Raw genomic sequence first — 21,455 nt, 5'->3', positions numbered from 1 at the left:
GCGGCTGCCTTTTTTATCGTCGAAACCATTGTTCAGCTCGAAGCCCAACCCGGCTTCGAGCCGCCGCCTTTGCCTGCCGGAGCGCTCCGCCCCACAATGCGCGCATGATTCGAGAACCCGAAACGCCCTCCCTGTTGCAGCGCCGTATCTACGGCACGCTCGGCATCACGCTGCTGGTCGGCCTCTACCTGCTCGTCGGCCTGGCCGGGCACGATCCCTGGCGCGGCGACGACGCCCGTCATTTCGGGCCGATCCTGAGCATGCTGCAGGGCGAGGGTTGGCTGTTCCCGATGCTGGCCGGCGAAGCCCTGCCCGACTATCCGCCGCTGTATTACTGGACCGGCGCCCTGCTGGCCTGGGCCAGCAGCGGTTTTCTGGCGCTGCACGAAGGCGCCCGCCTGGCGAGCGCACTCTTCGTCGCGCTGGGCGTGTATTTCTCCGCCCGCAGCGCGGAAGCGCTGTACGGCCGGCCGGCGCGCACCCCCGGCGCGCTGCTGATGCTGGGCGCGCTCGGCCTCGTCCTCCACGCTCACGAAACCCAGCCCCTGCTCGCCCTCGTGGCGACGGTCGCGCTGACGCTGCGCGGCCTGTCGCGCGTGCCGCACTCCCCCCTCGACGGCGCCCTGCTCGCCGGCCTCGGCAGCGCCCTGGCCTTCCTCTCCACCGGCCTCAGCGGGCTGCTGCTGACCGCGCCGCTGTTCCCGCTGATCATGCTGTTCAGCAGCGACTGCCGCAACCCGCGCGCCAGCGGCGCCCTGCTGCTGGGGCTGTGCCTCGCCCTCACGCTATCGGCGCTGTGGCCGCTGGCCGTCCATCTCCACCAGCCCGAACTGCTGAACCTGTGGCTGCACACGGAATGGGCGCGCCTCGGCAGTGATCCGCTGGCATCGGGCGAGATCATGCGCGGGCTCGAACTGTTCGGCTGGTTCACCTGGCCATTGTGGCCCATCGCGCTGTGGAGCCTGTGGCGCGGCCGGCGCACGCTGGGCGACCTGCGCTGGCTGCTGCCGGGCCTCAGCGCCCTGCTGACGATCGCGGTCTTCGCCGCTGCCGGCGACCTCTCCCAGGCCGCGGCACTGCCCATCCTGCCCGCCATGGCCCTGCTCGCCGCCGGCGGCGTGCCCAGCCTGCGGCGCGGCGCCGCCAATGCCTTCGACTGGTTCTCGCTGATGAGCCTGGCGGTGTTCGGCATCCTGGTGTGGCTCGCCTGGTCCGCCCAGTCCGCCGGCTGGCCGCCCGGCCTCGCCCGCCACGTCGCCCGCAACGCCCCCGACTTCGTGCTGCCCGACCCGGTCTTCCAGGCCGTGCTCGGCGCGGTGATCAGCCTGATCTGGATCGCCCTGCTGTGGAAGCTGCCACGCTCCAGCTCGCGCGCCCCCGCCAACTGGGCCATCGGCCTGACCATGCTGTGGTGCCTGGCGGTCGTGCTGCTGATGCCCTGGTTCGACAACAGCCGCAGCTACCGCGAAATGGTGCGCTCGCTCGACATCGCCGTCACCGGCGAACGCGAGACCAGCCCCGACGCCTGCATCGCCACCACCGGTCTGCCGGCGCACGTGAAAACCTCGCTCGACTATTTCGCCGGCCTGCGCCCCGAACGCATCATCGACGACAGCACGCCCTGCCCGCTGCTGCTGGTGATGGACGATGCTCCGCAGCAGACGCCGCTCGCACCGGAGTGGCAGGCCGTGTGGGAGTTCCAGCGCGGCGCGGGGCGGCGGGCGGAGCATTTCGTGCTGTTGAGGCGGGAGCTGCCCTGAGCGGGAAAGCGTGAACCTACCCTCTGCCGCCTCGAGGCTTGCGCCACCGGATGCCGGATTCCAAAACCGCTGCTGCCGGCCTTGTCCGCTGGAGTGAATGACGCGCTTCGGCTTCGATCGGCATCAGCCTCCTCGAAGCCGGCGTGTCCTTTCGGCTTCCAGATCTCGACCAGCTCTCTCTGTAAAGCAAATCAGCCTGCGCACCCGAAGCCGTGCTTCATCGGCTTCAAGCTGCGCCGGCTGATGCTGCCTCTTGTCCACATTGCAATTTTTTTGATGATTTTGTAAATAATTCTCGATTACATATAAAATCCGCAGGCTGGGCGGAACAGCGTCGCAACAAACCCAAGGACTGGACGCGCCAGCCTTTCCCCTACCCTCTTCTCGATCGACTGTAGGCAGACAAATCATGAGGAAACTGACGTACACACCCATCATGTGGGCGGTTCTGGCAACGACGGGGGGCATGGGGCTGGCAGGGCCGATCCATGCGCAAGGGCTCGATGCGGCAGCCCAGGCAACGGCCGGTGATTCGGCGCAGACGCTGCAGGCCGTGACCGTGGTCGGCTCGGTCGACGAGCTGCAAAGCCTGGATTTCTACGCACCGAACTCCAGCGCGGTGATCGACCGGCAGGCCATCGAAGCGCAAGGCGCGCGCAAGCTCGACCAGGCACTGCAGTACCAGGCCGGCATCCTCAGCGAGCCTTTCGGCGGCGACAACAAGGTGGAATGGTTCAAGATCCGCGGCTTCGACGCCTCCACGATGCTGGACGGCACACCGACGACGCCGAACGGCTTCTTCGTCTGGAAACCGGAGATCTTCGGCGTCGAGTCGGTCGAAGTGCTGAAGGGGCCCAATTCCCTGGTGTTCGGCGCCTCCGAGGCGGGTGGCGTGGTCAACCTCATCACCAAGCGTCCGCACAAGAAGGAATCGCTGCAACTGAACGCGGAAGTCGGCACGCGCGATCGCCGCGGCATCAGCGCCGATTACAACGGCCTGGCCAACGAAGACGGCTCGGTCTATTACCGCATCGTCGCGCAGACCCGCAACGAAGACGGCATGCAGCGCGGCACCGACATGAAGAGCCATTACCTCGCCCCGAGCCTGAGCATCGACTTCAGCGACCGTACCACGCTGACGCTGCTGGGCAGCATCCAGCGCGAGGATGGCAACCCGACCAACGGCTTCCTGCCGGCCTACGGCACCATCATCAAGACGCCTTACGGCCGCATCGACCGGCGTACCCACGTCGGCGAGCCCGATGCCGACAAGCTCGAGCGCACCCAGATCAGCGCCGGCTGGCTGTTCAGCCACAAGTTCGCCAACGACTGGACCTTCACGCAGAACTACAAGTTCTCCCACCTGGATCTCGATCAGCTCAACGTCTTCGCCTGGAACTCGGACGGAGACCGCCAACTGTGGCGCGGCTACTCCTTCACCGACGGCAGGACCAAGTCGCACTACATCGACAACCGCGTCAGCGGCCGCCTGCGCCTGAGCGACAGCGTGGAGATCCTGCCCACCGTCGGCATCGACTATCTGAAGTCCGACACTTCCGGCCGGAACAACGGCTTCGGCTACGTGCCGAACCTGGACATGTTCGCACCGGTTTACGGCCAGCCCTTCGCGGTGACCGGTACGCCATACGACATCGATTCGAAGCAAGTCGGCGTCTATGCCTCCGCCCAGCTCCGGCTGGGGGCGAACTGGAACTTCAATGCCGGCCTCCGCCACGACCGCGTCAAGAACGACGGCCTCGTCAACGGCGCCGACTCCAGTTACGACGAGAGCAAGAACAGCGTGAACGTCGGTGCCATGTACATCGGTGACAACGGCATCTCGCCTTACATCAGCTACTCCGAGTCGTTCAAGCCGGTTGCCGGCGTGGACGGCTACGGCAAGGCCTACCGGCCTTATGAGGGCCAGCAGACGGAAGTGGGTATCAAGCTGCAGCCGAGCTGGCTGGACGGCACCATCACGCTGGCCTACTTCGACGTCGAGGAAAAGAATGCGCTGGTCTCGGATGCGTCCAACATCCAGACGCAGACCGGCAAGCGCACCAACAAGGGCGTGGAACTGGAAGGCGATTTCAACCTGACGCCCAATACCGCGCTCAAGCTGTCCTACACCCACAACCATTCGCGCCAGGACGTCACCGACACCCAGACCATCCGCACGCCGCTGCTGCCCAAGCACCAGGCCAGCCTATGGCTCAGCCATCGCCTCGAACTGCCCAACAGCCAGGGTCTGACGCTGGCGGCGGGCGCGCGTTACAACGGCTCGACCGAGGATGAGCGCTACTACCCGGGCGAGCGCATCGACAGCTATACCCTGCTCGACTTCATGGCGCGCTACCAGATCGACCGTGCCTGGGCGGTGCAGCTCAACGCCCGCAACCTGACCGACAAGAAGTACGTCAGCGGCTGCGACTTCTACTGCTACTACGGCAACGAACGGACGGTGGATGTGCAGTTGCAGTACCAGTGGAACTGATCCTTCCGCAGCGCCGAATGGCGACCCGATGAACAAAACGTATGAGCACGGCGTCCACGCCCCTTCGGCGTGGACGCCCCAGGCCTTGTTCACAGTCGCCTTCCTGGGCATCACCGCCGGCGTGCAGATGAGCGATATGGGCCTTCAGGCCATATCGCTCTCTGCCATTCAGAAGAGCTTCGGCATCAGCGACGCCATGCTGGGCGCCTTGCAGGGGCTCGCAGGCGTGCTGGTCGGCAGTGCGCTGGCGATTCCGCTGGCGCGCTTCGCCGATCGTTTTTCGCGCAAGCGCGTGCTGCTGTGCCTGATCCTGGCTTCGACCGCGATGATGGTATTGAGCGCACTCGCGCCCAGTTTCCCGCTGTTCTTCATCGGCCGCTCGGCGGCGGGCATCACCGAGTTCGCGATGGTGCCCCTGGTCTATTCGATGATTCCGGACCTGGCACCGGAGCGGCACCGCGTGCTGGCCAACCTCAGCTTCGCGGCCTTGATGGCGCTCGGCGCCAGCGGCGGCTTCTATTTCGGCGGCGCCATTCTGGCCACCGCCGATGCACTGATTCCGCTGGGCATCGAAGCCTGGCGCAAGGGTTTCCTGCTGCTGTCCTTTGCCGGCGCTCCCTTGCTGCTGCTCGGGCTGCTGACCGCCGATCCGCCACGCCGCACCGCGCCCGCCGATCTCGCCGCGGCCGCATCGCTGCGGCTTTTCCTGCGGCAGCGCTGGCGGGCGGTTGCGCTGTTCGCCGGCGTCGCGGGCTGCCTGCTGGTTGCCGTGCAGGCGCTCAACCAGTTGATCGCGCTGGCGCTCGAACGCCGGTTCGAGGCGGCGCCCGCCGATATCGGCAACGCGATGGGCGTCATCGTGCTGATGACGACCATCGGCTGCCTGCCCGTCGCCGGTTTGCTCGACCGCATGATGGCGCGGCGTTTTGGCCGCGCGGTGCGCCCGCTGATCATGGGCGTGTCGGTGATGCTGGCGGTGCCGGCGATCCTGCTGCTGGCCTCGGCGCGGACGCTCGACCATGCCTTCTTCATTGTCGGGATCTTCCTGTTCCTCACCTGCACGGCCAATGCGCTGGTGCCGACCATGCTGCAGGACCTGATCCCTGCCCCGCTTCGGGCGCGCAGCTTCGCAATCTGGAGCTTCGTGGTGTCGGTGTTCAGCGCCGCCGGCCCGCTGCTGGCCGGCACGCTGTCAGACCAAGTGTTCGACGGCCACATGCTGGACGCGATCAGCGCCACGGCAATTCCGGCACTTGCGGTGTCGGCATTCTGCGCCATGCGTTCCTTCATGCAGGCGCGCAGTGAACAGGCAATGGCAGCGGCCGGCCAGCCGGCCTGAACCGAATCAGGCCACGGCCACGCAGTGCTGCGCGAAGGCCCAGAACAGCGCTGCCTGGGCAAATTCGCGGTCGAGGTCATCGCTCTGCTGGTGGCCGCTGTCGGGGTCCAGCTGCAGCACGGCCGGATTGCCGCCAGTGGACAGATGGCGGATGTTCGCCACCAGCTTTGCCGGCTCCCAATAAGGAACGCGGTCGTCCTTCAGACCGGCGGTGCATAAAAGCGGTGGATAGGCCGCCCGCTTCACGTTCTCGTAGGGCGATATCGAAGCGATGTAGTCGTAGGCCTCGGGGTCGGCGAGCGGATCGCCCCAATCCGGGCGCAGCAGCGGCACCAGCGGGTGATCGGCGTCGCTCATGGTGTTGAGCATGTCGACGAAAGGCACCTGCGCAATCACGCCGGCCCACGATTGCGGATCGATGTTCATCGCGCCGCACACCAGCAGCCCGCCCGCCGATACGCCATGGGCCACGATTTTGCCCGGCGCGGCATGGCCGATGCCCTGCAGGTGCTGCGCGCAGGCGATGAAATCCGTCATCGAGTTGCGCTTGTTCATGCGGCAGCCGTCGCGATACCAGCGCGCGCCTTTTTCCGATCCGCCGCGGACATGGGCGATGGCATAGCGGAAGCCGGCGTCCACCAGCACGGTCGCAGGCAGGGAAAAGCGGGCTTCGCTGGCAATGCCGTAGGCGCCATAACCCGTCAGCAGCAAGGGCAGCGGCGTCTCGGCGGCCGCATCGCGGCGGGACAGCACGGTGATGTGGATGCATTCTCCATCCGCTGCCCGCGCGTGCAGGCGTTCGACCCGGTACGCAGCAGGATCGAAACCCTTCAGGCGCTCCTGTCCGACGACGCAACGCGCCCCGCTGGCGAAATCGACGTCGATCCAGCGCGGCGGACTGGCCGGCGTCTGATGGACGATGCGCACCTGCCGCGCTGCATAGCTCTGGGCGGGCGTGAGTTCGAGGCAATAGGCCGGCTCGTCGAAGCCGACCGTCGTCTCCTTGCCGTCGGGGTAGGTCAGCACCAGCCGCTGCAGACCCTCGACACGCTCGAGCCGCACGAGCGCATCGGCAAAGGGCAGCACGGCAATGATCGGGACGCCGGGCCGGTGCGGCACCAGCTCGCGCCGCACGGCAAAGCTCACCGGGTCGAGGCACAGCAGCTTGCGGTCGATGGCGCCGTCGGCATCCGTCAGCATCAGCAGCGCATCGCCCCACTCATTCACCTCGTAGCGGATGCCGCGCTGGCGAGGCCGCAGGATTCGCGGCGGTTCGGTTTCGGCACCGGCAGCGATCAGACGGACCTCGCTGACGTCCGGACCACCGAGCGTCAGGGCGACGAAGCTATCCGCCGCGGTGCGGGCCACCTGCATGAAGATCGCCGGGTCGTGCTCTTCATGCACCAGCACCGCCTCGCCGCCCTCGACCGGCGAGCGATACAGGCGCGTCGGCCGGCTGTGCGCATCGCGCCAGATCCAGAACAGGTGGCGGGACGACGGCGAGAAGGTGAAACCGCCGTAGCCGAAGGCATCGGCCTCCACCACGGTGCGGATGATGCCCGACACCATGTCGAGCACGCAGATGCGGTGGCGATCCGCGCCGACCACGTCTTCCGCCCAGACGAACCAGCGGTCGTCCGGGCTGTGCTGGTGGCCGGTGGCACGATAGTAGGCGTGGCCGCTGGCGCGGTCGGCCTCGTCGAACAGAAGCTGCTCTTCCCCGTCCGGCCCCATGCGGCAGAAGATGCGGTGCGAGCAGCCGGCCGGCAGCTTGAAGTCGTAGCGCCAGCCTGTGGACGAAGCGGGCAAGGGCTCGTTGATCTCGGGCGCCCGCTCCACCATGCGCCGATGGAAGCGCTCGGCCTCGGGCTCCAGCGGACGCAGAATGCCCTGCGCGTAGTCCATTTCCGCTTTCAGGTGCTCGCGCAATGGTGAGGGCAGCAGGTCCAGGCTGCGCGATCCCGACTGCGGAATGAATTTCATCCACGCATAGGCGTCGATGCGACTGCGCCCCAGTTGCAGGATTTCCCGCTGCTCGCGCGGCGCAAGCGGCGGCGGAAGGTCCGGCCAGGGAGATTCGGGCAAAGCCGGCGAGGCAGTGGATGTGACCAAAATGAAGAAGCCGTCGAAGAACGAGACCGCGATCATCCCACAGTGCGCGGCCAGAGATACGGCAGGCTGCCGACGTCAGCAGACCGGCCGGACCCGCGACTGGCCGGTCTGCCGGAAAACTTACTCGGAGATCTTCTTCAGATTGTCGAGGCCGCCACGATAAACAGCCGTCATCGTCGTCGTCGCATCTTCGTCCGTCGCCCCCGCAGCAGGCCTGGCGCTGGTGTCCTTGCGCTTGAAGTCGCCGCGCCAGACCACCCTGGTCTGGTTCGCGCCGTCCGCCTTCACCGAAACGACGGACTCGTAGCTGCTGACCGGCAGCACGCCTTCCAGGATCACGTACTTGAAGGTCTTGCCGGCGTCGTCGTAGGAAAGCAGCTTCTCCTTGATCGTGCCGCCGTCCGGCAAGGTGATCAGCCTCACCGCGCCGGCAACGTTGTTGCTGCCTTCGACGATTTCCGTGCTTTGCGCTGCCGGATGCCAGGCGCCCAGGTCGTTGAAGTTCCTGACCTTGTCCCAGACCTTGTCCGCCGGTGCGGCGATGACGACCTCTTCCTCGACCTGCAGGGTCGGCGCATCGGCGGCAACCGAGGCGGCCGATACGCCCAGAATGACGGGGGCGAGCCCGTGAATCAGTTTCATGCCTTGTCTCCTTGAGCGGGGCTGTTATTTGTTGTTCGCTGCGGCGCGTGCCGAGCGCAGGCATGGTGATCGGCGGTGAACGGCAGGGTCAAGACGGCGGCGGGAAAATCAAGAAATTCGCTGGAGGCGGGCTGTTTCATGCTGCGCGGCTCGATCCTTTGCCGGCCGAACGAGCTCCACATGCGGCAGCCGCCCCGCACCCTCATTCCAAGCGCAGGAAGGTGTCGCGGTAGTGACGCAGCTCGGCGATCGATTCCTGGATGTCGGCCAGCGCGGTATGCGCGCCCGCCTTCTTGACGCCGGCGTACACTTCCGGCCGCCAGCGCTTGGCCAGTTCCTTCAGCGTCGACACGTCGAGGTTGCGGTAATGGAACCAGGCTTCGAACTGCGGCATCCAGCGCGCGAGGAAGCGGCGGTCCTGGCATACCGAGTTGCCGCACATCGGCGAAGTCCGCGCCGGCACCCACTCCTTCAGGAAAGCCAGCATCCGGGCTTCGGCCTCGGCTTCCGACACCGTCGAGGCGCGCACGCGCTCGATCAGGCCGGACTTGCCGTGGGTGTTCTTGTTCCAGTCGTCCATCGCGTCGAGCACCGAATCGGGCTGATGCACGGCGATCACCGGCGCTTCGGCGATGGTTTCGAGCTTTTCGTTGGTCAGGACGATGGCGATCTCGATGATGCGATCGCGGTCCGGTTCGAGGCCGGTCATCTCCATGTCCAGCCATATCAGCGTATTCGGGTCCTGTGCCATAATCCGTGCGCCTTCCTGTCGTGTTCATGCGAAACATTAGAGGGCGCGATTGTGTCATAGAACGGGCCTGCGCCCCGCCGCCTCGCCCTCCGTACACACCGACGACCGCCCCATGCAAGCCGATTCCCTTTCCTCCTTCGCCAACGGCCTTGCCGTCCTCTTCGTCGCCTTGCTGCTGCTGAGCCTGGCCGTCCGGACGGGCCTGATGCGGCGCCAGATCCACCACGTGCAGGCCCACCGCGACAGCGTGCCGCCGGCCTTCGCCGAATCCATTCCGCTGAGCTCGCACCAGCGCGCGGCCGACTACACCGCCGCACGCACGCGCTTGAAGATGGCCGAGATCGCCGTCGGCGCGGCCTTCGTGCTGCTGCTGACGCTGGGCGGCGGCCTGCAGGCGATCCACGATGCCTGGTCGGCCATGTTCGTACCCGGCGGCATCGCCCACGGCGTCGCCCTGCTCGCCACGCTGGGCGTGCTGGGCTGGCTGGTGGACCTGCCCTTCGTGCTGCTGCGCACCTTCGTCATCGAGAAGCGCTTCGGCTTCAACCGCATGACGCCGGCGCTGTTCGCCGCTGATTCCGCGCGCGAGGCGGTGCTGGCCGCAGTCATCGGCCTGCCGCTGCTGGCGGTGCTGCTGTGGCTGGCGTCGGCGATGGGCAGCCTGTGGTGGCTGTGGGTGTGGGTTTTCTGGATGGGCTTCAACCTGCTCGTGATGCTGGTGTGGCCGACCTTCATCGCACCGCTGTTCAACCGCTTCACGCCGCTGGCCGACGAGGCCCTGAAGGCACGGGTCGAGGGCCTGCTGGCGCGCTGCGGCTTCAAGTCGCAGGGCTTGTTCGTCATGGACGGCTCGCGCCGCTCGGCCCACGGCAATGCCTATTTCACCGGCTTCGGCGCCTCGAAGCGGATCGTGTTCTTCGACACCCTGCTCGACAAGCTGAACGCCGATGAAGTCGAGGCGGTGCTGGCACACGAACTGGGGCATTTCCGCCACCGCCACATCGTCAAGCGCTTCGCCCTCATCGCCCCCGCCAGCCTCGCCCTGCTCGCCCTGCTCGGCTGGCTGGCCGGGCAGCCCTGGTTCTTCACCGGCCTCGGCGCCCAATCGACCGACAGTGCCACCGCACTGGCCCTGTTCTTCCTGGCGCTGCCGGTGTTCACCTTTCCGCTCGGGCCGCTGATGAGCCACTGGTCGCGGGTGCACGAGTTCGAGGCCGACGCCTACGCCGCACAGCAGACGCAGGCTGCGGACCTCGTCAGCGCGCTGGTGAAGCTCTATCGCGACAACGCCTCAACGCTGACGCCCGATCCGCTGTATTCGCGCTTCTTCGACTCGCATCCGCCCGCAGCGATGCGCATCGCCCGCCTGCAGTCCCTGTAGCCCAGCCCCGACCGGAGGAGACGAAAAAATGAATACCCGACCACTGCTTCGCACCGCCCCGCTGAGAGCTGCCGCGGCAGGCCTGCTGGCTGCCGCGGCGCTGTCCGCAAACGCAGACCCCTTCCCCGACGGCGACCCCGCCGAAGGCAAGGCAATGCACGCGAAACACTGCGTCGAATGCCACGCCAGGCAATTCGGCGGCGAGGACGGCACCGAAATCTACACCCGCTTCGAGCGCCGCGTCACCACCGCCAGCGCGCTGGCCCAGCAGATCACCACCTGTACGACGATGCTCAATCTCGACCTCTTCCCCGAGGACGAGCAGCACCTCGCCGCCTACCTCAACCAGCACTACTACAAGTTTCAGTGAGCCACGGAAAACAGCAGCGCAAGAAAGGCGGCGACAGCACGGTCGACGGCCTCATCGTCGCCGCCTTCGGCCGGCACTACGAAGTCGCCACCGCCGAGGGCCGGCTGCAGTGCTACACCCGCGGCAAGAAGAGCAGCTTCGCCTGCGGCGACCGCGTCCGCGTTGCGCCGGGCGGCGACGGCCAGGGCGTCATCGATTCGCTGGTTCCGCGCCGCAACCTGCTGTGGCGTTCCGACGCCTTCCGCGAGAAGCTGATCGCCGCCAACCTCAGCCACATCCTGATCGTCGTCGCCACCGAGCCGGGTTTTTCCGATCTGCTGGTGTCGCGCTGCATCGTCGCCGCGGAAAGCCAGGACATCACGCCGATCATCGTCCTCAACAAGGCCGACCTGGGCGACAGGCTGGATGCGGCGCGCACCCAGCTCGCGCCCTTCCGCGCCCTCGGCTACGAAGTGATCGAAATTTCCGCCCTGCAGGGCGCGGCCGGCTTGCGCGAGCGCCTGGCGGGCCTGCGGTCCATCCTCGTCGGCCAGTCCGGCATGGGCAAATCGACGCTGACCAATGCACTGATCCCGGACGCCCAGGCTGCCACCCGCGAAATATCCGAGGCGCTGGATTCGGGCAAGCACACCACCACTTTCGCCCGTCTGTACCCCCTGAGCGAGCCGCCCATCGACGAAGCAAAATCGGCAGAAGGCGCAGGCTGGCTCATCGACAGCCCCGGCCTGCAGGTGTTCGGCCTCGCTCACGTGAGTGCCGACGAACTGGCCGAGAGCTTCATCGAGTTCCGGCCGCTGCTGGGCCAATGCCGCTTCCGCGACTGCCGGCACGAAGCCGAACCGGGTTGCACCCTGCTCGCAGCGCTGGCCGACGGCCGCATCGCGCCGCGCCGCTTCGAGCACTATCGCACGATCCGCGCCGAGATCGCCGAAGCGAAGCGCCTGAACCCCGGCTGGTGAGACACGGCTTTGGGGCGCGGCGGAGCGCGCCCCAAAGCCGCCGTCAGCTCGATTTCAGGAAGCCGCCGACGACGCGGATCTGTTCCGGGTCCATCAGCATCGGCGCATGGCCCACGCCTTCGAACTCGACGATTTTCGCGCTTGGTCCACGCTGCGTCATCGCTTCCAGCGTCGATCGTTCCAGCAGGTCGGACTCGGCGCCACGCAGGGCCAGCGTCGGGCAGCCGATGCGCTCGTACACCGGCCACATGTCGATGTCCTCGGTCGCCGGCGTGGCGCGGAAGACTTCGCCGATCGCCGGATCGTAGATCATGACGAAGCCGCCGTCCGGTCCGCCGACCGGACGCACCGAGTAATTGGTCAGATGGCGCCACTGCTCGTCGGTCAGCGGCCCGAAAGGTGCGTTGACCTTCCGGAGGTAGGCATCCGCCTCTTCCATCGTCGCGAAGCGCGGTGCCGTGCCGACATAAGGGCCGATGCGCTGCAGCGACACCGCGGTGATCACCGGGCCGACGTCGTTCAGCACCAGCCGCCGGATCGGCGAGTGCGGCATGCTGGCGATCAGCATGCCGATGATGCCGCCCATCGAAGTGCCGACCCAATCGACCTGTTCGACGTTCAGGCGTGCGATCAGCGCGATCATGTCCGACACGTAGAGCGGGAAGCCGTAGTCCTCCTTGACCCCCAGCCAGTCGCTGCGCCCGCGGCCGACCACGTCGGGGCAGACGACGCGGAAATCGTCCGCCAGCGCCTGCGCCAGATCGTCGAAGTCGCGCCCGTTGCGCGTCAGCCCATGGACGCAGACCAGCACGCGCGGATTGTCGGTGTCGCCCCATTCGGTATACGCCATGCGATGCAGCCCGTGCGGGCCGATGCACTGCACGCGGCGCTCGCGCACGCCATGTTTCGGGCGGCGCGGCGGGGTCGGCGGTTCGAATGCGCGGCTGAGTTCGGAGAACAGGGACATGATGGGCTCCTCGGATAGTCGCTTCGGGGGGCAGTCTAGCATCGTGCCCCGGTCATGCGTTTTCTCCGGCACGACGGCATGGAGCAGTCGCATGAACGAGTCGCTGCCTCCGCTTGCAGCATGCTCCTCTCACCCCTTGCGGGAGAGGGACTCATCCACCATCCTGGCCGGCCGCCCTCGCCCGCTGCCCTGGCCGGTCGCCCCCGCCGGTCGCCCTCGCCGACCACACCTCACCGGCCGTGCCAGTAGCGCGGCTCGCGCAGACGCTGTGCCGTCAGGCTCACTCCCGCATCGGCGTCGGCCGCGAACACCGCCTCCACCGCCCCCTGGCTGTCGGTGCGCCAGTTGCGCGCGCCGACCGCCGCCCAGCGCGCCCATACCTGTGGGTGCGGATGGCCGAACGTGTTGCGATGCCCCACCGAATGGATCACCGCCTGCGGCAGCGTGGCATCCACCAGCGCGGCGGACGAGGACGAGCGGCTGCCGTGATGCCCGCTGACCACCACGTCGGCCGCCAGCGCAGCCTCGCCGTGGCGCGCCAGCATCGCCTGCTCGCCCGCAGATTCGACATCGCCCAGCAACAGCAGCACGCCCGCCGGATTGGCCACGCGCAGCACGCAGGAACGGTCGTTGTCGTGCCGCCTGCCGGCAGGCCGCGGTGCCTCGCCGTCCGGGTGCAGGAAAGCGAACTCCACACCGTCCCAGTTCCAGCGCATCCCCGACACACATGGGGTGACCATTGCCGCATCACCGGCAATCGCCGCTGCCTCCCCGGACGACCACCAGCGCTCCACATGCAGCGCCCCGGCGATCCTGCGCGCGCCGCCGACGTGGTCGCTGTCGTCGTGCGACAGCACCACGCCGTCGAGACTTCTCACGCCGAGGGCCTGCAGATAAGGCAGCACGACCCGGCTGCCGGCATCGGCATGCGCGCCATAAGGCGGACCGGTATCGAACAGCAGATCATGGCTCGCGGTCTGCACATGCACCGCCAGCCCCTGCCCCACGTCCAGCACCCGCACGACGAAGCCGCCGGCCTCGGGACGTGGCGGCGGCCAGGCGAGCAAGGCGGCGAGGACCGCCAGCGCCGCCAGCCTGCCCGGCGTGCCGCGCGGCAGCATCGCCCCGGCCACCGCAAGCATCGCCAGCATCCCGAGCCACATCGGCGGCGCGGGCTGGCGCCAGTAGCCGGGCTCGAACGCCGCCAGCCATTCGACCCAGACCATCAACAGCGCCGTCGCCATGTGGCCCCAGTGCAGCAGGAAATCCAGCGGCAACAGCGCCGCCAGCAGCGCGAGCGGCGTGACGATGAAGTTCACCAGCGGAATCGCCAGCGCATTCGCCACCGGCGACAGCAGCGGCAGCGACTGGAACAGCAGCACCAGCAGGGGCAGCAGCGCGAGGCTGATGCCGAGCTGGACACGCACCGCGGCACGCCAGCCGATCGCGCCGTGCGGCCGCCCGCCCAGCACGAAGCCGATCGCCGCCACCGCGCCGAAGGACAGCCAGAAGCCCGCCGACAGGCAGGCCCAGGGATCGGCGATCAGCACCGCGAACAAGGCCAGCGCCAGCACCCGCGAAGGCAGGATGGAACGGCCGCGGTACACTGCAATGGCGACCACGAACAGCATGATCAGCGCACGCTGCACCGGAATGCCCATTCCCGCCAGCAAGGCATAAGCGGTGCCGGCCAGCACCGCCGCCAGCGCCTGCACCCTGCGCACCGGGCAGCGCAGCACCAGCCACGGCAGCCTGCGCCACACGCCGCCAAACACCATGCCGGCGACCGTCGCGATCAATGTTATGTGCATGCCGGAGATGGCGACCAGGTGTGCCACGCCGGTACGGCGGAAGCTGTCCCATTGCACCGAGGGAATGCTGCGCTGGTCGCCGATCACCAGCGCCACCAGGATGCCGCCATAGGGCGCATCGCCGAGCACGGCGGTGAATCGCTCGCGCACGGCATCGCGCAGCCGGTGCACCGCATCCATCGGCCTGATGTCTGCTGCCTCCAGGCGCCGGGCACCACTGCGCACGTAACCGGTCGCGCGCAGTTCGCGCTCCAGCAGCCAGGCTTCGTAGTCACCAGGATTGTGAAAGCCGTGGGGACGCTTGAGCCGCACGGTGAAGCGCCAGCGTTCTCCCGGCTTCACCGCCGGTGGCGCCTCGATGCTGCCGCGCGGCCTGTACCACGACAGCAGCAGCTTGCCGGGCACGCCTTCGACCGCCGCATCCGGCTCGAAGCGGAAGCGCACGCCTTCATCCAGTGCTTGCGGCAGATCGGCGACGTATCCCGTCAGTTCGATATCGACGCCTTCGAGATCGCCGCGCAATTCGTCCGCCAGCCGCCACTCGGCACGCAGCGCCGCCCAGCCGAACCCCAGCACGAAGGCGAGCCCGATCGCCACCAGCCCGCGCCCGCGACGCCGCAGCGCATGCACTCTGCCCGCTTCGCCCGCCGGGCCGCCGGTGCGATGATTGCCGAGTGCCCACAGCAGCATGAAGCCCGCCCCGGCCAGGCCGACCATCGTGGCATCGGGCAGTTGCGCCTGCCCTTGCAGCAGCACGACACCCGCAGCGAAGGACAGGGCAAGCACTCTCATGGCGCCCGATATTGCCATCGCTTTCATGACAATGGCAAATACGGCCCGGCACCTCGCATCTGCTTACCGAATGACGCCCGGCGTGCCGCGCGGCATCCGCGCTCCGCTGCTAAACTTTCGCGCCTCGAACCGACCATGCGCAAACGACTCAAGAGCCTCCTGCCGGACCACGAAAGCATTCGCCAGAACCGCTGGCTGAGGCCGTTCTCGTCCACGCTGCTGCATCCGCGGCTGTGGCACCTCAACCGCCACTCCGCGGCCGGCGCCGTGGCAGTGGGTCTTTTCTGCGGCTTGATTCCCGGCCCGCTGCAGATGCTCGGCGCGGCCATCATGTGCGTGGCCTTTCGGGTCAATCTGCCGCTGGCGCTGCTGACCACGCTCTACACCAATCCTCTGACGATCGTGCCGCTGTACGTGCTCGCCTACGGTTTCGGCAGCCTAGTGATGGGCTTGAACGGCACGGACTTCGTTCCCCCGCCCGAACTCGAGGGCATGCACTTCTCGGCCTGGATTCCCGCCCTGATCGACTGGATGGCCGGGCTCGGCAAGCCGCTGGCGCTCGGCCTGGTGCTGCTCGCCGCCACGCTGTCGATCAGCGGCTATCTGGCAGTCCGCTGGGGCTGGCGGATCTGGCTGATCCGCCAGTGGCACAGGCGCAAGGAAAGGAACCGGAAGCGCTGAAGGGCACGGCGGGAGCCGCCAGCGTGCCCTTCGGCCTGCACTCAGACCTGGAAGCGTCCCACCTGCTGGCGCAGGGTCACGGCCAGGTTCTCCAGCACCTCGGCAGTCGACGTGGTCTGGTGCGCGGCGACGCTGTTGTCGCCCGCCATCGCCGCGATGCGCTCGACGTTCTGCGCGATCTCGTTGCTCGCCAGGCTCTGTTCGTTGAGCGCCACCGTGATCTCGCGTACGGCCCCCAGCACCTGTTGCGCACCGCCGTGGATCTGCGCGATCGATTCGCCCGCCTGGTTGCTCAGCGCCACGCCGTCGCGCACGCGCTGCACGCCCTGCTGCATGGTCTCGACCGCACGCTCGGTGCCCTGCTGGATGGCCTGCACCATGCCGGCGATTTCCTGCGTCGCGAGCGAAGTGCGTTCGGCGAGCTTGCGTACTTCGTCGGCCACCACGGCGAAGCCGCGCCCGGTTTCGCCGGCCCGCGCCGCTTCGATCGCCGCGTTGAGCGCCAGCAGGTTGGTCTGGTCGGCGATGTCGCGGATCGAATCGACGATCGTGGTGATCTGGCGGGACTTCTCGCCCAGCTCGCTGATCGCCTCGCCCGAGCGGTCGACCGCGTCGGCAATGCGCTCCATTTCCTCGACCGAACGGCGCATCACCGCACCGCCCTCTTCGGACAGACGCCCCGAGGTTTCGGCCATTTCCTGTGCAGTCGCCGCGTGGCGGGAAATCTCCTGCACGCTGACGGTCATTTCCTCGACCGCCACAGCCACACCGGACGCCGATTCGCTCTGGGCTTCCGATCCATCGGAGACGCGCCGGGCCGATCCGGAGAGCTCGCTGGCCGAGGAGCCGAGCTGGGAAGCGCCCTGCTGGATCTCGCGGATCAGCACGGCGACTTCGTCCGCCATCTTGTTGAACTGCTGAGCGACTTCAGCCAGCTCATCCCGCGCCGAGAACTCGACGCGTTCGCGGTAGTCGCCGGCGGCAAAGCGCTGGGCACCGGTCGACAATTCGCGCACCGAGCGCAGGATGGCGAGATAGACGCCGATGAAGAGATAACCCGCGACCAGCATCGCCACCACCGACAGCACGATCTGCAGCTGCAATTGCCCCGCCAGGCGGTCGAGCCGTTCGTGCAGCAGCTTGCCGGTCTGAGGGCGCAGCACTTCGTTGAAATTGCGCACCGCGACGTTGATCGCTTCGGTGACGAGGGCGAAATAGGCAGGGGCAGAAAGCGTGAATTGCTGATCGACGATGTCGCGCATCACCGCCGTACGCACGCCACTCACTGCAGTCGTGATCTCGCTGCGCATGCGTTCGAGCCCGCCCGCGAGCCCGGCATTCGCCTTGCCTGCTCGCCCCAGACGTTCGAGCAGATCGGCCTCGCTGCGGCCGATTTCCGCCAGCAGCGCGATCACCCCATGCTCGTCGCTGCGCGTCAGCTCGTGGCGGGCAACGATGTTGGTACCGCGAGCACGAAGCTGGCCCAGGCGTTCGCTCAGTTCGGGCAGCGAGGTCAGCAGCGGCGTGATCAGGTTCGCGCTCGCGGCATCGGGGTCGAGCGCCAGGCCCGACGCATCGCCGACGTCGCCGAGCCAGTGCAGCAGCCGGGCGATCACCTCGGTATGGGCACGGAAGCTTTCCGGCCCGCCGAGCTGGGTCGCCGACCGTGCCAGGCGGTCCAGTTCGCTGCGGATCGGCGCCCAGGGTGCCTGCAGCGGCCGCCACAGCGGGTCGGCCCCGATCGCGGCATCGAGCTTGCTCAGCGCGGCCTGCAGTTCACCCGCCTTCGCCTCCCGCTGGGGCACCATTTCGGTGCTGCCGCCCAGCACACCCGCGCTCAGCCCCCGATGCTGCTGGGTCAGCAGAACCACGTCGAAGCCGGCGTCGAACAGGGTGAGGCCGGCAATCTCGCGTTCGGCCACGTCCATGTTCTGACGCAGGCTGATGTAGACCTGGGCCAGCAGGGCCAGCGCGGTGGCGAAGCAGACGAACATGATCAGCATGAACTTGAAGGGATAGTTCATGCGGTCGAGCAGGCGGATGGCCGGGACGAAGAGGGTTTTCATTTTTGTTCGACCCGCGATGACGCAGGCTCCATTGATCGAGTCCCCATACTATCGGCCCCAATCTGGGCAACTTTATGACCCCGGTCAATCCGCTGCGCTACCCTCCACCAATCAGCCCATGAGTGTGACGCAAGTCTCAGTTCAGCCGGCCGTCGTCGAGCCGCAGGCTGCGTTGTGCGCGGGCGGCCAGCGTCTCGTCATGGGTCACGATGACGAAGCTGGTCGCCAGACGCTCGTTGAGCGACAGCATCAGTTCGAACACCGCTTCGGCGGTGCGCCGGTCGAGGTTGCCGGTGGGCTCGTCGGCCAGCACGCAGGCGGGCTGCGACACCAGCGCGCGCGCGATCGCGGCGCGCTGGCGCTCTCCGCCGGAGAGTTCGCCCGGCGCATGGTCGAGCCGGTGCCCGAGTCCGACTTCGCGCAGCATCGCGGCCGCCTGTTCGTCCGCCTCGGCCTTGCCGACACGGCGGATGTAGAGCGGCATGGCGACGTTCTCCAGCGCGGAGAATTCCGGCAGCAGGTGATGGAACTGATAGACGAAGCCCAGCGCCGCATTGCGCAGCCGTCCGCGCTCGCGCTCGGACAGGGTGGAGAAGTCGCGCCCCATCAGCCGCACCGAACCGGCGCTCGGCACGTCCAGGCCGCCCAGCAGATGCAGCAGCGTGCTCTTGCCCGAGCCGGAGGCACCGACGATCGCCACGCGCTCGCCGCGCCCCACCGACAGGCTCACACCGTCGAGCACCGCCACCGCATCCACGCCCTCGCGGAAATGCTTGGCCAGGCCGTCGCAGGCCAATACCGGCTCGTCCGGTTTCATCACCGTCTCATTCATAGCGCAGCGCCTCCGCCGGATTCACCCGCGACGCCCGCCAGCTCGGATACAGCGCTGCCAGCAGGGTCAGCACGAAGGACACCGAGACGATGCTGATCACGTCTGCCGGCAGCACTTTCGAGGGCAGTTCCTTGATGTAGTAGATTTCCTTGTTCCACAGCGTCGCCCCAGTCAGCGTCTCCAGCGCCGGAATGACGACATCGAGGTTGCCGGCGATCGCCAGCCCGCCCGCCACACCGGCCAGCAGCCCGACCAGGCCGATGATCGAGCCCTGCAGCACGAAGATACCCATGATCGAGGCCGGGCTGGCGCCCAGCGTGCGCAGGATGGCGATGTCGGCGTATTTTTCCTGTACCGCCATCACCAGCGTCGACACGATGTTGAAGGCCGCCACCGCGACGATCAGGAACAGGATCAGCGTCATCATGGTCTTCTCCAGCGCCACGGCGCGGAAGAAGTTCGCGTGGCTGCGCGTCCAGTCATGGATCATCAGGCCGGGCACGGAAATCTGCATCGCCAGCTCGCGGGCCACGCGAGGCGCGGCGAACAGATCGTCGAGCTTCAGCCGCACGCCGCTCACCGCATCGCCCAGCCGGTACAGCGCCTGCGCGTCGGCCACATGCACCAGCGCCAGGCCGGAGTCGTATTCGTACATGCCGGCCTCGAACACACCGACCAGTTCGAACTGCTTCACCCGCGGCAGCACCGCGGCCGGCGTCACCAAGCCTTGCGGTGCGATCAGGGTGATCTTGTCGCCGAGCTGCACGCGCAGCGCCTGGGCCAGGTCGCGGCCGAGCACGATGCCGAAGCGCCCGGGCTGCAGCGCATCGAAGCTGCCCGCCTTCATGTACTGGCCGAAGTCCGCCACCTTGTCCTCTTCGCTCGGGACGACGCCGCGCACGACGGTGCCGCGCACGCCTTCGTCGAAGGACAGCATGCCCTGCTCCTGCACGTAGGGCGCGGCGGCCTTCACCGCGGGGTGGCGCATGGCCTCGTCGGCCACCCGCTGCCAGTCGTACAGGCCGCCGTCGAAGCTCTGCACCTGGACGTGCGAAGCCACGCCGAGGATGCGCGAGCGCAATTCCTCCTGGAAGCCGTTCATCACCGACAGCACCACGATCAGCGCCGCGACGCCGAGCGCAATGCCAAACATCGACACCAGCGAAATGAAGGAAATGAAGCGGTTGCGGCCCTGCGCCCGCTTGCGCGAGCGCGTGTAGCGCAATCCGACGAGAAATTCGTAGAGCATTGGAAAAGGTTCGGCAGGTCTGTCCGGCAAGCCCGGCATTGTGCCCGCGCAGGGGCGATCGTGACCAGCCCGATCGATGTCCGACTGTAAGCAGGCCGGGCACATGCCTCGACGCCATTCCGCCCTGGACACGGGAAAATCACGATGGCGTGGCGCACCACATGCTTCTACGCTGAAGCTGTCCTGCCCGTACCCCTGCCTCAGACCCGGCCGGACGATGCACAGCGCCGACCATCGCATCCCGATCACCATGCCGAGGAAAACGACCATGATCCGCATCCTGCTGCTCGCCGCAACGCTGCTGTTCGCACCTCTGACCCACGCCGTCTACACCTCGATGTACGTGTTCGGCGACAGCCTGTCCGACAACGGCAACGCCTACGCCCTCAGCGGCGGCATCTGGCCCGCCTCTCCGCCCTACGCGGAACAGTTCTCCAACGGCCCAACCGCCGCCGAATACCTCGCCGGCCGCCTCGGCATCGATCTACGGCCCTCGGTGGCCGGCGGCACCAACTTCGCCGTCGGCGGTGCCACCACCGGAACGCAGAACTACAACTACGAGATTTCGTCTCCCGCAGCGCTGCCACCGGCACTCGGTCAGAGCGGAGCCCTGGCTCAGGTTGCAGGTTTCGTCGGCAGCGCACCGGCCTTCGATCCGGCAAGCTCGCTGTTCATGCTGTGGGCCGCGCCCAACGACTTCTTTCTCGCCCTCAGCCAGGGCACCGACCTTCTTGCCGCGGCCGGCACCGCCGTCTCGAATCTGATCACCTCGGTCGGGCTGCTCGCCGGCGCCGGAGCGACGGACATCCTCGTGCCGAACATGCCCAATCTGTCACGGACCCCGTTCGGACTCAGCCTGGATCCGCAGCAGCAGGCTGCGCTCGATGCTCTCTCGCGTGGCTTCAATGACGCCCTCGCCGGCACCCTCGATCTCGCCCGCAGCGGCCTCGTCCCCGGCATTCCCGACGGACTGCGCTTGATGTTCTTCGATACCGCCGCTTTCCTCGACGAAGTGATCTCCGACGCCGCCCGCTTCGGCTTCACCGATGTCGTCACGCCTTGCGCAACGTCACCCGCGGGCTGCGACGGTGCTCTGTTCTTCGACGCCGTCCACCCCACCACCGCCGGCCACCGCCTGCTCGCAGACCGTTTCCTCGCCGCCCTCGCCGTCCCCGAGCCGTCGACGGGCACGCTGCTGCTGGCGGCGCTTGCCGGCGCGCTGCTGCTGCGCCGCCGTCCCTAGCCGGGA

The 21,455-nt window shown here is 67.4% G+C and carries 17 protein-coding genes; 8 read left to right on the top strand and 9 right to left on the bottom strand.

The annotated features are described in order from the left end of the window. Window positions 1-104 precede the first annotated feature (104 nt). The 3 genes from NX068_RS10210 to NX068_RS10200 all read left to right on the top strand — a co-directional run bounded on the left by NX068_RS10210 (window position 105) and on the right by NX068_RS10200 (window position 5,593). Window positions 105-1,760, top strand: coding sequence for an ArnT family glycosyltransferase (locus NX068_RS10210; protein WP_263461168.1), 1,656 nt, complete (start codon window positions 105-107; stop codon window positions 1,758-1,760). 409 nt (window positions 1,761-2,169) lie between these two features. After that, window positions 2,170-4,254 (top strand): TonB-dependent siderophore receptor, encoded by a 2,085-nt coding sequence (locus NX068_RS10205; RefSeq protein WP_263461167.1) that lies wholly within the window; start codon window positions 2,170-2,172, stop codon window positions 4,252-4,254. 28 nt (window positions 4,255-4,282) lie between these two features. Next, the gene (locus tag NX068_RS10200) at window positions 4,283-5,593 is read left to right on the top strand and encodes an MFS transporter (RefSeq protein ID WP_263461166.1); all 1,311 of its coding nucleotides are present in this window, start codon (window positions 4,283-4,285) and stop codon (window positions 5,591-5,593) included. 6 nt (window positions 5,594-5,599) lie between these two features. On the opposite strand, the gene NX068_RS10195 is transcribed toward NX068_RS10200, so the two are convergent. The 4 genes from NX068_RS10195 to orn form a co-directional block, all read right to left on the bottom strand. Beyond that, a complete protein-coding gene (locus NX068_RS10195) occupies window positions 5,600-7,741 on the bottom strand; it encodes a S9 family peptidase (RefSeq protein ID WP_263461165.1) in 2,142 nt (713 codons plus the stop codon). An 84-nt stretch (window positions 7,742-7,825) separates the two neighbouring features. Next, entirely contained in the window at window positions 7,826-8,347 is a 522-nt protein-coding gene (locus tag NX068_RS10190) for an SRPBCC family protein (protein WP_263461164.1), read from the bottom strand. Further along, window positions 8,344-8,487: a hypothetical protein gene (locus NX068_RS10185; RefSeq protein WP_263461163.1), complete on the bottom strand. Its 144-nt coding sequence runs from the start codon at window positions 8,485-8,487 to the stop codon at window positions 8,344-8,346. The genes NX068_RS10190 and NX068_RS10185 overlap by 4 nt, the downstream gene beginning before the upstream one ends. Before the next feature lie 62 nt (window positions 8,488-8,549). After that, entirely contained in the window at window positions 8,550-9,098 is a 549-nt protein-coding gene (orn, locus tag NX068_RS10180; RefSeq protein WP_263461162.1) for an oligoribonuclease, read from the bottom strand. 112 nt (window positions 9,099-9,210) lie between these two features. Between orn and NX068_RS10175 the strand changes: the two genes are divergently transcribed. Genes NX068_RS10175 through rsgA form a run of 3 tightly spaced genes read left to right on the top strand, consistent with a single transcriptional unit; the run spans window position 9,211 to window position 11,808 of the window. Further along, a complete protein-coding gene (locus NX068_RS10175) occupies window positions 9,211-10,479 on the top strand; it encodes a M48 family metallopeptidase (protein ID WP_263461161.1) in 1,269 nt (422 codons plus the stop codon). 28 nt (window positions 10,480-10,507) lie between these two features. Continuing rightward, entirely contained in the window at window positions 10,508-10,849 is a 342-nt protein-coding gene (locus NX068_RS10170) for a c-type cytochrome (RefSeq protein WP_263461160.1), read from the top strand. Then, window positions 10,846-11,808 carry a ribosome small subunit-dependent GTPase A gene (gene rsgA / locus NX068_RS10165; protein ID WP_263461159.1) on the top strand — a complete coding sequence of 321 codons (963 nt, stop codon included), beginning with the start codon at window positions 10,846-10,848 and terminating at the stop codon, window positions 11,806-11,808. The genes NX068_RS10170 and rsgA overlap by 4 nt, the downstream gene beginning before the upstream one ends. A gap of 43 nt (window positions 11,809-11,851) precedes the next feature. Here rsgA and NX068_RS10160 read toward each other — a convergent pair whose 3' ends face one another. Next, complete coding sequence (locus NX068_RS10160; protein ID WP_263461158.1) at window positions 11,852-12,775, bottom strand: alpha/beta fold hydrolase; 924 nt, start codon at window positions 12,773-12,775, stop codon at window positions 11,852-11,854. A gap of 230 nt (window positions 12,776-13,005) precedes the next feature. Then, window positions 13,006-15,378: a DNA internalization-related competence protein ComEC/Rec2 gene (locus NX068_RS10155; RefSeq protein WP_263461157.1), complete on the bottom strand. Its 2,373-nt coding sequence runs from the start codon at window positions 15,376-15,378 to the stop codon at window positions 13,006-13,008. A 135-nt stretch (window positions 15,379-15,513) separates the two neighbouring features. Between NX068_RS10155 and NX068_RS10150 the strand changes: the two genes are divergently transcribed. Beyond that, window positions 15,514-16,059 (top strand): DUF2062 domain-containing protein, encoded by a 546-nt coding sequence (locus NX068_RS10150; protein WP_263461156.1) that lies wholly within the window; start codon window positions 15,514-15,516, stop codon window positions 16,057-16,059. Window positions 16,060-16,100: 41 nt separating this feature from the next. Here the strand turns inward: NX068_RS10150 and NX068_RS10145 are convergent, their stop codons facing one another. From NX068_RS10145 to NX068_RS10135, 3 genes are all read right to left on the bottom strand, one after another. Beyond that, window positions 16,101-18,125 (bottom strand): methyl-accepting chemotaxis protein, encoded by a 2,025-nt coding sequence (locus NX068_RS10145; protein WP_263461155.1) that lies wholly within the window; start codon window positions 18,123-18,125, stop codon window positions 16,101-16,103. Window positions 18,126-18,261: 136 nt separating this feature from the next. Next, complete coding sequence (gene lolD / locus NX068_RS10140) at window positions 18,262-18,957, bottom strand: lipoprotein-releasing ABC transporter ATP-binding protein LolD (RefSeq protein ID WP_263461154.1); 696 nt, start codon at window positions 18,955-18,957, stop codon at window positions 18,262-18,264. Further along, on the bottom strand, window positions 18,950-20,206 hold the full coding sequence (locus NX068_RS10135; protein ID WP_263461153.1) for a lipoprotein-releasing ABC transporter permease subunit: 1,257 nt from the start codon (window positions 20,204-20,206) through the stop codon (window positions 18,950-18,952). The genes lolD and NX068_RS10135 overlap by 8 nt, the downstream gene beginning before the upstream one ends. Before the next feature lie 268 nt (window positions 20,207-20,474). Between NX068_RS10135 and NX068_RS10130 the strand changes: the two genes are divergently transcribed. Further along, the gene (locus NX068_RS10130; protein ID WP_263461152.1) at window positions 20,475-21,449 is read left to right on the top strand and encodes an SGNH/GDSL hydrolase family protein; all 975 of its coding nucleotides are present in this window, start codon (window positions 20,475-20,477) and stop codon (window positions 21,447-21,449) included. Window positions 21,450-21,455: the final 6 nt, after the last annotated feature.

Source organism: Thauera carbonicopians, from assembly GCF_025699485.1.
Taxonomy (GTDB): Bacteria; Pseudomonadota; Gammaproteobacteria; order Burkholderiales; family Rhodocyclaceae; genus Thauera.
Note: the sequence above shows the minus strand (reverse complement) of the source record. Positions and strands in the feature narration are given on the sequence as shown.

Coding starts and splice junctions, on each gene's coding strand:
- NX068_RS10210 (WP_263461168.1), top strand. CDS start 105: ATGATTCGAGAACCCGAAACGCCCTCCCTGTTGCAGCGCCGTATCTAC.
- NX068_RS10205 (WP_263461167.1), top strand. CDS start 2,170: ATGAGGAAACTGACGTACACACCCATCATGTGGGCGGTTCTGGCAACG.
- NX068_RS10200 (WP_263461166.1), top strand. CDS start 4,283: ATGAACAAAACGTATGAGCACGGCGTCCACGCCCCTTCGGCGTGGACG.
- NX068_RS10195 (WP_263461165.1), bottom strand. CDS start 7,741: ATGATCGCGGTCTCGTTCTTCGACGGCTTCTTCATTTTGGTCACATCC.
- NX068_RS10190 (WP_263461164.1), bottom strand. CDS start 8,347: ATGAAACTGATTCACGGGCTCGCCCCCGTCATTCTGGGCGTATCGGCC.
- NX068_RS10185 (WP_263461163.1), bottom strand. CDS start 8,487: ATGAAACAGCCCGCCTCCAGCGAATTTCTTGATTTTCCCGCCGCCGTC.
- orn (WP_263461162.1), bottom strand. CDS start 9,098: ATGGCACAGGACCCGAATACGCTGATATGGCTGGACATGGAGATGACC.
- NX068_RS10175 (WP_263461161.1), top strand. CDS start 9,211: ATGCAAGCCGATTCCCTTTCCTCCTTCGCCAACGGCCTTGCCGTCCTC.
- NX068_RS10170 (WP_263461160.1), top strand. CDS start 10,508: ATGAATACCCGACCACTGCTTCGCACCGCCCCGCTGAGAGCTGCCGCG.
- NX068_RS10160 (WP_263461158.1), bottom strand. CDS start 12,775: ATGTCCCTGTTCTCCGAACTCAGCCGCGCATTCGAACCGCCGACCCCG.
- NX068_RS10155 (WP_263461157.1), bottom strand. CDS start 15,378: ATGAGAGTGCTTGCCCTGTCCTTCGCTGCGGGTGTCGTGCTGCTGCAA.
- NX068_RS10150 (WP_263461156.1), top strand. CDS start 15,514: ATGCGCAAACGACTCAAGAGCCTCCTGCCGGACCACGAAAGCATTCGC.
- NX068_RS10145 (WP_263461155.1), bottom strand. CDS start 18,125: ATGAAAACCCTCTTCGTCCCGGCCATCCGCCTGCTCGACCGCATGAAC.
- lolD (WP_263461154.1), bottom strand. CDS start 18,957: ATGAATGAGACGGTGATGAAACCGGACGAGCCGGTATTGGCCTGCGAC.
- NX068_RS10135 (WP_263461153.1), bottom strand. CDS start 20,206: ATGCTCTACGAATTTCTCGTCGGATTGCGCTACACGCGCTCGCGCAAG.
- NX068_RS10130 (WP_263461152.1), top strand. CDS start 20,475: ATGATCCGCATCCTGCTGCTCGCCGCAACGCTGCTGTTCGCACCTCTG.